Annotated in this window: 16 protein-coding genes and 2 tRNA genes; 5 read left to right on the forward strand and 13 right to left on the reverse strand. The window is 55.9% G+C overall.

The genetic code is table 11. The features are described from left to right. The first annotated feature begins 87 nt into the window (after positions 1-87). Positions 88-555: a CoA-binding protein gene (locus AC5EFR_RS13055; protein ID WP_493576234.1), complete on the forward strand. Its 468-nt coding sequence runs from the start codon at positions 88-90 to the stop codon at positions 553-555. Positions 556-615: 60 nt separating this feature from the next. On the opposite strand, the gene AC5EFR_RS13060 is transcribed toward AC5EFR_RS13055, so the two are convergent. The 5 genes from AC5EFR_RS13060 to hisA form a co-directional block, all read right to left on the reverse strand. Continuing rightward, entirely contained in the window at positions 616-924 is a 309-nt protein-coding gene (locus AC5EFR_RS13060) for a phosphoribosyl-ATP diphosphatase (protein ID WP_493576235.1), read from the reverse strand. Continuing rightward, positions 924-1,682 (reverse strand): imidazole glycerol phosphate synthase subunit HisF, encoded by a 759-nt coding sequence (hisF, locus tag AC5EFR_RS13065; protein ID WP_493576236.1) that lies wholly within the window; start codon positions 1,680-1,682, stop codon positions 924-926. Before hisF ends, AC5EFR_RS13060 begins: the two co-directional genes overlap by 1 nt. A gap of 87 nt (positions 1,683-1,769) precedes the next feature. Continuing rightward, positions 1,770-2,126, reverse strand: a complete 357-nt coding sequence (locus tag AC5EFR_RS13070) for a hypothetical protein (protein WP_493576237.1) — start codon at positions 2,124-2,126, stop codon at positions 1,770-1,772. Between the two features lie 94 nt (positions 2,127-2,220). Further along, positions 2,221-2,706 carry a DUF2867 domain-containing protein gene (locus AC5EFR_RS13075; protein ID WP_493576238.1) on the reverse strand — a complete coding sequence of 162 codons (486 nt, stop codon included), beginning with the start codon at positions 2,704-2,706 and terminating at the stop codon, positions 2,221-2,223. A gap of 498 nt (positions 2,707-3,204) precedes the next feature. Continuing rightward, positions 3,205-3,927, reverse strand: a complete 723-nt coding sequence (gene hisA, locus AC5EFR_RS13080) for a 1-(5-phosphoribosyl)-5-[(5-phosphoribosylamino)methylideneamino]imidazole-4-carboxamide isomerase (RefSeq protein ID WP_493576239.1) — start codon at positions 3,925-3,927, stop codon at positions 3,205-3,207. 139 nt (positions 3,928-4,066) lie between these two features. Between hisA and AC5EFR_RS13085 the strand changes: the two genes are divergently transcribed. Then, complete coding sequence (locus AC5EFR_RS13085; protein WP_493576240.1) at positions 4,067-4,450, forward strand: DUF2147 domain-containing protein; 384 nt, start codon at positions 4,067-4,069, stop codon at positions 4,448-4,450. A gap of 51 nt (positions 4,451-4,501) precedes the next feature. Here the strand turns inward: AC5EFR_RS13085 and hisH are convergent, their stop codons facing one another. Continuing rightward, positions 4,502-5,137 carry an imidazole glycerol phosphate synthase subunit HisH gene (hisH, locus tag AC5EFR_RS13090; protein ID WP_493576241.1) on the reverse strand — a complete coding sequence of 212 codons (636 nt, stop codon included), beginning with the start codon at positions 5,135-5,137 and terminating at the stop codon, positions 4,502-4,504. Between the two features lie 56 nt (positions 5,138-5,193). Beyond that, positions 5,194-5,838: a TetR/AcrR family transcriptional regulator gene (locus AC5EFR_RS13095; RefSeq protein ID WP_493576242.1), complete on the reverse strand. Its 645-nt coding sequence runs from the start codon at positions 5,836-5,838 to the stop codon at positions 5,194-5,196. Positions 5,839-5,935: 97 nt separating this feature from the next. Here AC5EFR_RS13095 and AC5EFR_RS13100 point away from each other — a divergent pair, with 97 nt between their 5' ends. Then, entirely contained in the window at positions 5,936-6,532 is a 597-nt protein-coding gene (locus AC5EFR_RS13100) for a DUF2306 domain-containing protein (protein ID WP_493576243.1), read from the forward strand. Positions 6,533-6,587: 55 nt separating this feature from the next. Here AC5EFR_RS13100 and hisB read toward each other — a convergent pair whose 3' ends face one another. Continuing rightward, positions 6,588-7,175, reverse strand: coding sequence for an imidazoleglycerol-phosphate dehydratase HisB (gene hisB / locus AC5EFR_RS13105; RefSeq protein WP_299925540.1), 588 nt, complete (start codon positions 7,173-7,175; stop codon positions 6,588-6,590). 339 nt (positions 7,176-7,514) lie between these two features. Here hisB and AC5EFR_RS13110 point away from each other — a divergent pair, with 339 nt between their 5' ends. Both AC5EFR_RS13110 and AC5EFR_RS13115 read left to right on the forward strand, forming a co-directional pair. Then, complete coding sequence (locus AC5EFR_RS13110) at positions 7,515-8,906, forward strand: MATE family efflux transporter (protein ID WP_493576244.1); 1,392 nt, start codon at positions 7,515-7,517, stop codon at positions 8,904-8,906. After that, positions 8,903-9,331 carry a glyoxalase superfamily protein gene (locus AC5EFR_RS13115; RefSeq protein ID WP_493576245.1) on the forward strand — a complete coding sequence of 143 codons (429 nt, stop codon included), beginning with the start codon at positions 8,903-8,905 and terminating at the stop codon, positions 9,329-9,331. The genes AC5EFR_RS13110 and AC5EFR_RS13115 overlap by 4 nt, the downstream gene beginning before the upstream one ends. A 168-nt stretch (positions 9,332-9,499) precedes the next feature. Here the strand turns inward: AC5EFR_RS13115 and AC5EFR_RS13120 are convergent. The 5 genes from AC5EFR_RS13120 to AC5EFR_RS13140 all read right to left on the reverse strand — a co-directional run bounded on the left by AC5EFR_RS13120 (position 9,500) and on the right by AC5EFR_RS13140 (position 11,669). Continuing rightward, positions 9,500-9,574: transfer RNA gene (locus tag AC5EFR_RS13120), tRNA-Gly, on the reverse strand. A gap of 23 nt (positions 9,575-9,597) precedes the next feature. Further along, positions 9,598-9,672: transfer RNA gene (locus tag AC5EFR_RS13125), tRNA-Gly, on the reverse strand. Between the two features lie 183 nt (positions 9,673-9,855). Next, positions 9,856-10,677: a helix-turn-helix transcriptional regulator gene (locus tag AC5EFR_RS13130; protein WP_493576246.1), complete on the reverse strand. Its 822-nt coding sequence runs from the start codon at positions 10,675-10,677 to the stop codon at positions 9,856-9,858. Between the two features lie 108 nt (positions 10,678-10,785). Beyond that, entirely contained in the window at positions 10,786-11,184 is a 399-nt protein-coding gene (locus AC5EFR_RS13135) for a VOC family protein (protein ID WP_493576247.1), read from the reverse strand. After that, positions 11,181-11,669, reverse strand: coding sequence for a DUF2314 domain-containing protein (locus AC5EFR_RS13140; protein ID WP_493576248.1), 489 nt, complete (start codon positions 11,667-11,669; stop codon positions 11,181-11,183). The genes AC5EFR_RS13135 and AC5EFR_RS13140 overlap by 4 nt, the downstream gene beginning before the upstream one ends. Positions 11,670-12,415: the final 746 nt, after the last annotated feature.

The following is a 12,415-nucleotide window of genomic DNA, read 5'->3' on the forward strand; positions in this document are numbered from 1 at the left end:
CCTTCACTGTCCCTCGTTCCGTAACTGGCGCCCGGTCGTGACCCGGGCGCCTTTTCTTTTGTCACCGGCTTGGGATAGGGTGATGAAATGAGCTATTCAGACGGTTTTCTTAAAACGGTTTTAGCCCGCACCCGCGTGATTGCTGTTGTTGGTGTGTCGTTGAACCCGGTGCGGCCAAGTTATTTTGTGGCGCGTTACTTGACCCTCAAAGGGTTTCGGGTGGTCCCGGTCAATCCGCGCCATGCGGGCGAACGCCTATTTGGCCAAGAGGTGGTTGCGTCACTGCGTGACTGTCCCAAAGACGTTGATATGGTGGATATCTTTCGACGATCGGAACATGTTCCACCGATTGTGGCGGACGCGTTAGATGTCTTTCCGAACCTGCGCACGATTTGGATGCAGATCGGTGTTGAACATGCCGAAGCAGCGCTTGACGCAGAGACACACGGCGTTGATGTGGTGATGAACCGCTGTCCGAAGATTGAGTATCAGCGGTTGTTTGGCGAGCTGCGCATGGGCGGCTTTGCCACTGGGGTTATCTCGTCAAAACTGTGATGGGGACGGCGCTTTTTGCGTTGCAAACACGCCCCGCCCACCATCCCATCAGGCAGGAGTTCAGCGGCTGGCTTTTTCGGCGATGCCGGAGGTGCCTTGACGACGGGCAAGTTCGGTCAGGACATCATCCAAAGGAATATCCCGCGCCGCCAGCATGACCAACAGATGGTAAAGCACATCGGCGCTTTCATAGGTCAGGTTTTCACGGTCATTTTTGGCCGCTGCGATAATAGCTTCGATCGCCTCTTCACCAAATTTCTCAGCGCATTTTTCCGGCCCTTTGGCCAGAAGCTTGGCGGTCCAACTGCTGTCGGGATCGGCGGATTTGCGGGCGGCGATGGTGGTTTCTAGATCGTGGAGAACAGACATCAGAGCCTCACTGCGATACCGGCGTCAGCCATGTGTTGCTTGGCCTCACCGATGGTGTATTCGCCAAAGTGAAAGATTGAGGCGGCCAAAACGGCACTTGCCCCGCCCTTGGTGACGCCCTCAATCAAGTGATCGAGATTGCCGACACCGCCCGAGGCAATGACCGGAACGTCAACCGCATCGGAAATCGCCTTGGTCAGGGGCAAGTTGAACCCGGCTTTGGTTCCGTCACGATCCATGGATGTGAGGAGAATTTCACCACAGCCTTTGGCGGCGACGGTTTTGGCAAATTCAACGGCGTCAATGCCGGTGGATTTGCGTCCGCCATGGGTGAAGATTTCCCAACGGCCCGGTTCAACGGTTTTCGCGTCGATGGCCACAACGATGCATTGGCTGCCAAAGCGGTCCGCCGCGTCGGCCACCACGTCCGGGTTGGCAACGGCGGCTGAGTTGAAGCTTACCTTGTCGGCCCCGGCGAGCAAGAGCGCGCGCACATCTTCGGACGTGCGCACCCCACCGCCGACGGTCAGCGGGATAAAACACTGTTCTGCCGTCCGGGTGACGACGTCAAACATGGTGCCGCGATTTTCATGGGTGGCATGAATGTCGAGGAAACAGATTTCATCGGCCCCAGCGGCGTCATAGGCGCGGGCGGCATCCACAGGGTCACCGGCATCCACCAGATCGACAAAGTTCACGCCTTTGACAACGCGGCCATCCGCGACGTCGAGGCAAGGAATGATACGTGTTTTCAACATGCCGGTCTTATGGCCCGACAAGGCCCGCAAGGAAAGCCTTTGATCGCAGATTTGGGCCGCTGTGTTTAGATCTGTCTTTGATTGGGGTTAGGTTTGGGCCTCTTCGCTGCCCAGATGATAGAAATAGGTCAGGGCATAGACCACAAACATGGCAGGCAACACGACCAGACCGGTCTTTTTGAGCCAGACTGAGAGCGCGAACAGGATTGTGCCGAGACTGTCGGAATATTCAGTGCAGGTGATGCCGGTTTCGCGGGTACCGGAACAGCCGGACGTTTTGATGAAGTAGACGGCGGACAACACAAGGAGGCAATGAGCCACCATGCCGATCTGAGTCGCTGTGCTGATGGCTCCGGCACCAGTTTGCTTGCGAAAGTGGTAGATAGTGATGGCCAGAATGGGACCGGTGGCGGCAATGGTCAGCATGATCAAAAAGGTGAACACAAAGGCGGTCCTTGTACCGAGACTATCAAGTTGTGTGGCACAACTTGTTTGCACGTCAGGGCCTTTTAGAGGCGACCTTGCGACCTTGTTGTGGTCATGTTGCTGAGAGTGTTGGACCAGATGTGGAGTTGTTTTGGACACGAACCAAAGCGTCCCGTGCGATTAAGATGTGAAATGGCAGGATCGCAGTTAGGTACACGCGCCCACCGATGTTGTGCGGGGAGACCCATGTGGCCAGGTGGATATGGCCATCGGTCTGCACAACGGACACGCGGAAATTGAGGTGTTTGTCGTCAAATCCAGCGATCAATTCGGTCGGCGTGTCTGAAATGACCGGAAAGAAGCCGACGCTGTCGACATCTTCGGGGCCGGATTGTTTTAGGCCAAAGGGGGCGGTGACAATCCCGCGCAGTTTGACAAGAAGCTGGGCCCAACCGGGGAAATCGGTGATGATCTCGGCAGCCGCGCGCGGGGCCATGTCCGAGGTCACGCGATAGCAATCGAGAAAGTCACCGGGGGTGCGCATTTGATGCAAGGCGCTGGAAACGGGGAGGGGGCAAGTGGAAGTTTGGGAGAACATGAGCTTTCCTTTCAGATGAAAGATAGGCGCTTCCTGTATGTTTGAAAGCGTGACAAACGGTCCCGCTTTTCGGGGTTTATCGCTGCGCGCGACTATCCAAGAGTTGGGTGATTTCCCAAAGGAAAGCAAAAAGATAGAAGAGAGGGGCTGCGACTACACTTGTTGTCGTGAAGAGTGCACGGGCACGTAGGCATGCATTCAGGAGTGCCGCCAGAAACGGAAGGTCAGGGCAATGCCACCCTTTGAGAAGGTTCCCATGACACCCTATGCGTATCAGGTGGTCCGCGCCCAAAGGCATCAGGAGCACAAAGACCCCAAATAGAATTGCCGGTGCCCCCCAACACAGGAAACGGCGTTTCCAGTTTGAGGTCGATAGTCCCCCAATCAAGAGGGCAAAATAAATGCCAGCGGTCCAGATCACACACCACCAAAACGAAAATCGGTTTCGATGGTGTTGTAGCGATGCCGGTGCAGACGGTCTGGTCGGCTATTCCTGACCTATGCTTTGAGTAATTCCAGCGCTTCTTTGAGGTCGATGGCCCCATCATAAAGTGCGCGACCCGAAATCGCGCCGTTGAGGGGCGCGCCACAGGTGTTCAGGTCTTTGAGGTCTTTCAACGACGACACACCGCCCGAAGCAATCACCGGGATGGTGACGGCATTGGCCAGCGCCGCCGTGGCTTCGACATTGGGGCCTTGCATGGCACCGTCGCGGTTGATGTCGGTATAGATGATCGCGGCAACGCCCGCGTCCTCAAAGGATTTTGCCAAATCGGTGGCATCGACATTGGTGACTTCGGCCCAACCTTTGGTGGCGACTTTGCCGTCTTTGGCGTCGATACCTACGGCGACCTGACCGGGGAAAGCCTTGGCGGCTTCGCGAACAAGATCGGGGTTTTCAACGGCGACGGTGCCAAGGATGACGCGGGCCAACCCCTTGGAGAGCCACATCTCGATTGTCGCCATGTCGCGGATGCCACCGCCAAGTTGCGCCGGGGTTTTGGTTTGGCTCAGGATCGCCTCAACCGCCGCAGCGTTCACCGGCTCGCCCGCAAAGGCCCCGTTTAGGTCAACCAGATGCAACCATTCGCAGCCCGCCGCGACAAATTCCATCGCTTGGGCGGCAGGATCGTCGCTAAAGACGGTCGCCTTGTCCATGTCACCGCGCAACAGTCGTACTGCGTTGCCGTCTTTGAGATCGATCGCCGGGTAAAGGATCATGGTTTGCGTCCCTATCTTTGTGCCTGTTTGCCCCTTAATCTGACGCCACGAAACATGCAAGCCGACCTTGGGTCACGCTTGATCGAAAGGTTACGTTCACGTCAAGCTAGGCGTGATCTCAATGGGAGGAGAGCGAGATATGAAGAAATTGGTATTGGCAGCGGCGCTGACACTGGTTGCGGGCGCGGCATTTGCAGACCCAGCCGCAGGTGTTTGGAAAACCCAACCCGATGATGGCGCATATGCACATGTGAAGCTGGCGCCATGCGGTAGCAATATTTGTGGAACCATTGTGCGGACGTTCAATGGGTCGGGCGAATACAATTCCCCGAACAAAGGCAAGCAGTTGGTGCGCAATATGAAGCCGAATGGGGGCGGGGCCTATGAGGGCAAAGTTTGGCGTCCGTCCAACGACAAAATCTATATCGGCAAGATGCAGTTGAACGGCAACAAGATCAAACTTAAGGGCTGTGTGGCCGGTGGGCTTTTGTGTTCCAGCCAGACGTGGACACGGGTCAAGTAACCCAAGGTTTTTGAGGTGATGGGCCGCTCCCTATGGGGCGGCCTTTTTGGTTTAAGGTTTCCACGCCAAGAAATTGGCAATCATGCGAAGCCCGGCATCGGCGCTTTTCTCAGGGTGAAATTGCAACCCGATACGGTTATCACGCGCAACAATCGCGGTGATGTCGTTGCCGTAATCCACATGGGCAACCCGTTGCGATGCATCGTCCATATGCATTTGATAAGAATGCACAAAATAGGCGTGATCACCGGTTTTGAGACCGTCCAGAACCGGATGGGCCTGTTCAATCACTAGATCGTTCCAGCCCATATGCGGCACCTTGAGTGCCTTTTCGGTTGGCTCAATCTTGACGATTTCACCGTCGATCCAATCCAGACCGTCGGTTTCTTGGTATTCGTGACCTTTGCGCGCCATAAGTTGCATGCCAACGCAAATCCCTAGGAACGGGCGCCCCTTGACTTCGACCGCCTCGATCATGGCGTCAAAACAGCCCGATGCCCGCAGAGCCGAGGCGCAGGAAGGGAAGGCCCCATCGCCGGGAAGTACCAAATGATCGGCCTTGGCGACGACATCTGGGTCGTCGGTGATCACCACCTCGGTATTGCCGATCTCAGCGGCCATACGCTGAAAGGCTTTTTCCGCCGAATGCAGGTTGCCGCTTTCATAGTCGATGATCGCTGTCAGCATGGTCGGGCCTCTTTGTTGCGTGCTTGGTTTTCGATTGCCGCGAAGCCGGGGCCGGGTCAAGCCCCAGATTGCGGTTCGCGGTAAACTGGCAGTTGATCCAACAGCGCCATCACAGGTGCAAAAAGCGGGCCGCAGGGATCGTCAGGTGACAGGCCGCCAAAGCGCCCGGTTTGCATCAAACTACCAAAGCCATGCACCAGCGACCAAACTTGCGATTCTACGACAACCGGGTCAGTGCCCGGTGCCACAAAGGGCGCGCAGCTGTCCTTGAGCACATCATAGCCATTGGCGGTGTCTGGCTGCGCAGGAAGGCTTGTGACATCCTTTATCACCTTGTTATTGAACATCAATTCAAACAGGTCCGGGAAATCTACGGCAAAATAGATATAGCCCCGACAGATGGCGCGCAACCGCGCATGAGGATCGGCCCCGGCATTGTTGCGCGCATCCAGCATATAGTTGCGAAAGATGCGAAACCCTTCTTGGGCGATGGCGGCGCGCAAGCCTGCGACGCCGTCAAAATGATGCGCAGGGGCCGCATGAGACACCCCGGCACGGGCCGCACAGCGCCGGAGCGTCAGCTTGTCCAGACCGTCTTCGATCAGAATACCCAGACCGGCCTCGATCAAGGCGGGGCGCAGATTGCCATGGTGATGGGCGGCTTTGTTAGAAAGTGGGGAAGGGGGGGAGAGTTCAGACATTTGTGAGGACAGTATCAGCCCCCTTGACAGCGTCAAGTTGCTTCCTATTTTGACAGTGGAAAGTTTACAGTGTCAAATTACAGCGGAGCCACCCCCAATGACGTATATTTCAAAACTCCCGTCCCAGCTGTTATGGGCCTTGTCGCTTTTGGTGGCGCTGGTCTCTTGGCGGTTTTTGGTCTTTGGGGTTGATCCCTCAATGCCGGGGGTGGTGCATCATCTGGATGGGCGGTTGCTGGCGCTTTGGGCGCATATCTTTTTCGCCCCGATTGCGCTGGCGGTGGTGCCGTTTCAATTGTCGCAAAACCTGCGCCAAACCCGTTTGAAGCTGCACCGTTGGATGGGGCGCGCCTATGGCGTGGCGATCCTAATATCGGGGGTGGCGGGATTGATCATCGCGCCCTATGCCGCGACTGGGACCGTTGCCGCAGTCGGGTTCTTTTTATTATCAGTGGCTTGGCTGATCACCACGGGCTTGGCGATCTGGCATGCGATGAACCATCGAATTTCGGATCATCGCCGATGGATCATCCGATCCGCCGCGCTGACCTTTGCGGCGGTGACATTGCGCCTGCAATTGCCGCTTGGCGAAGTGTTTTGGGGGTTTGAAACCGCATACCCCTACATCGCCTGGCTGTGCTGGCTGCCGAACTTGGTTTTTGCGGAGTGGTATTTGCGTCGCCAAGGGTGGTAATTTTGCCCAATTTGGCAGTATGGGGCCCCTCGTTAGGGCCCCAGAAGCTCAACGCCTAGAGCATGCCTTTGGTCGATGGGATCGCATCGGCCTTGCGTGGATCGGGTTCAACCGCTTCGCGCAAGGCGCGCGCCACAGATTTAAACGCCGCTTCGGCGATGTGGTGGCTGTTGATACCATGCAGGGCATCCACGTGAAGGGTGATGCCGCCATGGGTGCTTAGCGCCTGAAAGAATTCACGCACCAACTCGCAATCAAACGTCCCGATTTTTTGGGTCGGGAGATCAACGTTCCACACAAGGAAAGGACGCCCCGACAGATCAAGCGCCGTGCGCACCAACGCGTCATCCATCGCCAAAAGGCAATCGCCATAGCGACGGATGCCGCGCTTGTCGCCGAGGGCCGACACCATGGCCTGACCCAGAGCAATGCCGACATCTTCAACGGTGTGGTGATCATCGATGTGCAAATCGCCGTCACAACGCACCGTCATATCAATCAGGGAGTGGCGCGAAAGTTGATCGAGCATGTGGTCAAAAAAGCCAACGCCGGTTTTGTTGTCATAGGTCCCGGACCCATCGAGATTAATCTCGACCGAAATCGCGGTTTCGGCGGTTTGGCGGCTAATCGTGGCCTGACGCATGACACTCTCCTTGATGTGCTGGCCCGCTTATAGAAAGCGCGCCGCGTGCTGCCAAGGGGTGGCAGGGGGGCAGTGTAGCCCTGTGACGTATGGGCCATGAAAGGGAAATTGATCGTTTGCAGGTCGGCAATCAAACCGGGTTGACAGAGTGTCGCACATCCGAGTAGTAGGCAAAACGGCTGCTGACGCCCGCCACCCGCAGACAGATGTCTTGGTGAAGTTCAGCATGAGAATAGTTGACGAACCTCCACGTTTCTTCGCGCGGATGGCAATGCGGGTCCTATCACACTTACCGGACATCCGGTTTCCGGCGCGATTGTAACCAAGAGGACGGCAACAATGTCTGCCCCCAATACCAATATGTTTTTGTCCCAACCTTTGGGATTAACCTACGTTAAAACCGCGCTTCCGATCATCTTTGTTATGGCGGTCAACGGCGCGCTCGCGGTCGCCGATGCGCTCTTTTTAGGGCATTTCGTTGGGCCAGAGGCGCTTGCTGCGGTGACGCTGATGTTCCCGCTGTTTATGCTGATTGTGTCGCTGGCGACTTTGGTGGCCAGTGGTATGTCGAGCCGACTTGCCCGCCATCTAGGGGCCAATGACATCCACGAGGCCCAAGCCGATTTTGCCGGAGCACATGGGCTTGCGCTGACCTTTGGTGTTGTTTTGATTGTGTTGTTTTTCTTGTTCGGCGCGGATCTCGTCCGGCTTTTGGCCGCCGGGGATGCAGAGCTTGCCGATTTGGGGATGACCTATCTTCGGATCACCGCCTTGGGTGCACCCTTGATGTTTGTGTTGTCGGTCAACTTCGATGCTTTGCGCAACGAAGGCAAAGTTGCGTTGATGACGGCCCTTGGCGTGTTGGTCACGCTGGCCAATATCGGCTTTAATTATGTTCTGATTGCGCATTTCAATATGGGCGTCGCGGGCACGGCCATTGGCACTATCCTTGCGCAACTCGTATCCTTTTCGATCATCTTGACGTTTCGTTTGCGCGGTCAAACCCACCTACGTCCACGCGCTTTGATTGATCACAAAATGACCTCGGCCTGGGGGCGTATCCTCGGGCTTGGTGCACCACAAAGCCTAACCTTTATCGGTGTGGCGATGGGATCGGCCTTGGTGATTGCGGCGCTGCAATGGGTCGATTCCCCGGCCTATAGCGAAACGGTGTCAGCCTATGGGATTTTCACCCGCGTCATGACGTTTTGCTTTATGCCGCTTTTGGGCTTGTCGCACGCGATGCAAACCATCACCGGCAACAATTACGGGGCCAAGGCCTGGGCACGCTCAAACGGAAGCATCAAGATCGCGGTGGTTAGCGCTCTGGTCTATTGTGGCACCCTTCAAGCCTTGTTGATCGGGTTTGCCCATGAGGTCGGCGCGGCGTTTGTCGATGATCCGGCGGTCATCGCCGAGGTCGAACGCATCATGCCAATCACATTGGCGTTGTTCGTGTTTGCCGGACCGTCGATGATGGTGTCCGCCTATTTTCAAGCCATTGGTGATGCCCGTCGGGCGGCGTGGCTTGGCCTGTCCAAACCGTTTTTGTTTGCGATTCCTTTGACCATCGGCCTTGCCATTGTCATGGGCGAGATCGGCATCTGGTTGGCCGCTCCGATTGCCGAAGCGATGCTTGTTGGATTGGTGGTGATCGTTTTGATGATGAATGCACGCCGGGGGCCCTTTGTCTTGGGGCTGTTCCATCCGGTTGGGGAGGGCAAAGCATGAGCACGTCATTGCCAACATTGAATGCCGCCAAGGCCCAAGCCAAGGCATTACGCGCCCGAAAAGCGGCTCAGGGCACCGCGTTGTCACACGGGCAATCGCTTGAGTTGATTGCCAAAAAATATGGGTTCCGCGACTGGAACACCTGTAAGGCACGCTTGCCTGACCTAGCGAAGGGGTTGACCACGGGGGCTCGGGTTCGTGGCTGGTATTTGTCGCAACCCTTTGCGGCGACCGTTGTCACAAGCGAGGATCGCGGCGATGGCTGGACCTACGTGGCGCTTGGGTTGGATTATCCGGTGGACGTGGTCCGCTTTGATAGTTTTTCGTCGATGCGTCAGCGGGTTCAGGCCGTGATCGGCCCGAATGGTCATACACGCGAGCGGACGTCAGATGGCCAGCCGCATGTTGTTCTGGAAATACTGTAAAAGCCTGAGAGTATTGCAAAAAGACATACGGCGGGCAGGGGAAACCTTGCCCGCTTTTTCATGTCAGCTGTGAAAGCTATTAGTGAGATGGGACAGGCAAAAATACCTGATGCGTCAGCGCTTGTTGCGCTGTCGATCAAAGCCGTTTGATTTGAGAAAACTGACAGATGGAGCGGGCGAGGCGATTCGAACGCCCGACCCTAACCTTGGCAAGGTTATGCTCTACCCCTGAGCTACGCCCGCATACCATCTTGTCGTTTTCGTTCTGGAGCGGGCGAGGCGATTCGAACGCCCGACCCTAACCTTGGCAAGGTTATGCTCTACCCCTGAGCTACGCCCGCACCTGAACGGTGGAGGCGGTTTAGTCCGAGGAGCAGGGGGGCGCAAGAGAAAAAATGGCGTTCCCGGTAGATTTTTGTCGGAAATTTTTTACAGGCGGGTTTGGACCAGAAAAAGCCCGACAACCTCAAAGGTCGCCGGGCGATTTTCTGTGCTGTGTCATCAACCGGATTGCGGGCGAGGGGTTATTCGGCCGCGATATGAACATTGGCCATCAATGGATCAGGCGTCAGACCAATCCGCATCGCCATCGCCGAAAGATGAGCACGGTTGCGCGCACCCGTTTTGTGTTGAACCGCTGCAAGCCGTTGACGTACCGCAGAAAAAGAAATGCCAAGCTGATGGGCGATTTGCTTATCAAGAAGGCCAGCACCCACCAATGTAATCAATTCGGTTTGCTTTTCGGTGAGCTGCGCTCGTTCGGCAAACTCCTGTTTATACAACGCGCAATAACGGGCATGGCTGGCCATTGCGGCCAAATGCAGACCACAGCCGAACCTCTCGAGAATGCTGTTGCATTCCGCCTCGGATCGCCGAGTTCCTACCAGGATAACGGCGCTCTCGTGGGCATCCCCGGACAGCAACGGAATTGCCAACCCAACAGGCATGCCAAGCTTGGTCAGCAGATCAGTTTGACGCGCGTGTTCGGTATCCGACATCTGTGGCGCGCGCATTTGCACAAGCGTTGGCGTCAGAGATTTTGCACGCGTGGGTTCAGACGTAAAAAACGGATCCAAAAGTGCAGTTGTCGGCAGCTCTCTGATCACAAGGTCATCTGTTGTCGACAAAATATGCCACCTGTTGTTTTGGTCAACATCAGGATCAAGTGGGCAACCAGAGTGAATGTAAGTCACGCTTGGCAGCCCAAAAGCTTTGCTTAGGCTCTTGAAATTATTCCAGACCTCGCCCGAGTTTTGTGCCTCTCCGAGCTGTTGCAAGAAGCTGAAGAGCGGGGCGGGCAGGGTGGCTTCGGAGCCACGAAATTGTGTGAGGTTTGAATGTTCCATGGCCTCACTATAATTTCGACGCAACGTAACCTGCAGTCAGGTATTCCTGTAATTATTGTATCCAAGGGTCAGGAATACCGGAAGAAATTTGGATTTGCGCGGCTTGCCTCAATCAGAAGGTGAACTGTTCAGCTGGAGGAGGTCCCAGCGATTCCCAAAGGGGTCTCGAAAAACCGCGACTTGCCCATATGATTCGGTTCTGGGGGGGGCGTCAAAGGTCACTCCGGCCTTGGTCAATCTGGCATAATCGTCATTAAATTTATCAGTATGAAGAAAGAGCCAAACCCGACCGCCGCCTTGTTTGCCGATATGTTGTCGCTGGTCCCCGACCGCACGGGCCAGTAAAAATGCGGTTTGTGCATTGGGCGGTGCAACACGCACCCAACGTTTGTGATTTCCGAGATCGGTGTCTTCCAACAGATCAAAACCAAGAGTGTCGACAAAGAAGTCGAGCCCCTCTTGGTAAGACGGGACGAGAACGGCAACTAGGGCGAGGTGTTGGCTCATTGTTGGGGGTTAAAGCGCCATTCGGGCGGCAGAGGATTCTCGACCAGCAACGCACGATATTTGGCTGCGCGATCAGGCGTCATCGTTTTGATCAAAACGCGGGTGGTGTAGTAGCCATAATAGCGGCCGTCCACCGCTTGAACCGCCCAGTCGGCGATCTGGTCGTGGAAAAACTCGACCGTATGGCCCATGCGGGTGCCCGGCATATAGTGCGGATGACTGGCCAAGCGGGCTTTGAAAATATTGCCATGACGGCGGATCTTGTCGACCCAGAGCATTTCCACTTCGGTATCATGGTCAACCGGCAAGGCGACTTGGAAGGCCAAAGATGGGCTAAACCAGCCATTGCGTTTTTCCATGGCGCCTATGACATCAGGGAGGGTCGCCCGGGCGGCGGCCCAAGCCTGGCCAATTTGCCAATCTGACGAAATCACGCGTTTGGGAGCGTCGGCATGAGACACCCCCGAAAATGCGAATGCAATCAAGGCCGCAGCCGTGAAGGCACCCCAGATTTTCCCCACCAACTGCAAAACAAACCTTTCTCTAAAAGGAGTTGGAACCAAGGTTAGGCGGTGTAAAGGGGATGTGCAACTTGGGATTTCTAAGGGGTCCAACCCGTCAATTGAATTCCGTTTGACCGGTTTGGTTCCGTTAAGTTGTTAAATATAAAGGGATTGCATCTGTGGGGCATGCGGGCATTGTTTGTGCCGCCGAGCAACGAGGAAGCACGTTTTGCCAATCGCCAATAGCGCCCATGCCCTTGTGTCCGCCGCAGAGGTAAACGTTTGAAAATTGAACCCGGCCTATGACATCTGATGTTCTCGGCGCAAGATGGCCATTGTGGCAGATGTGGTGGCGATGTCGGCGGCGTCCTTGTCGATGCGCCGCGAGCATTGGGGGTACATGGGGGGTATAGTCACTCGGAAGCCGAAAACCTGAGCAGACCCGATACTGTGACTGTCTCGCTCTTTATAACTGTCGCGTTTCGTGCATTTGGCGGGTTGTTTCAATCTTGGCGGGGCCGCATGGGCGAGAATTCCTGACCCGGAGATGGTGTTTTGACGGGTGAGAGTGGGCCGTTGGCCCGCCGCCGAGCAAACACACCGCTGGGGTCACATGCCAAGGATCGGACGTAGGCACACGCGGGGTGTTGCGGAAGGCACAAAAAAGCCCCGCAACTGACTGCGGGGCTTTTGAGGTTCTTAGGGCCAACCTACCCCAATTCGACGAG

Source organism: Pelagimonas sp. (genome assembly GCF_058892305.1).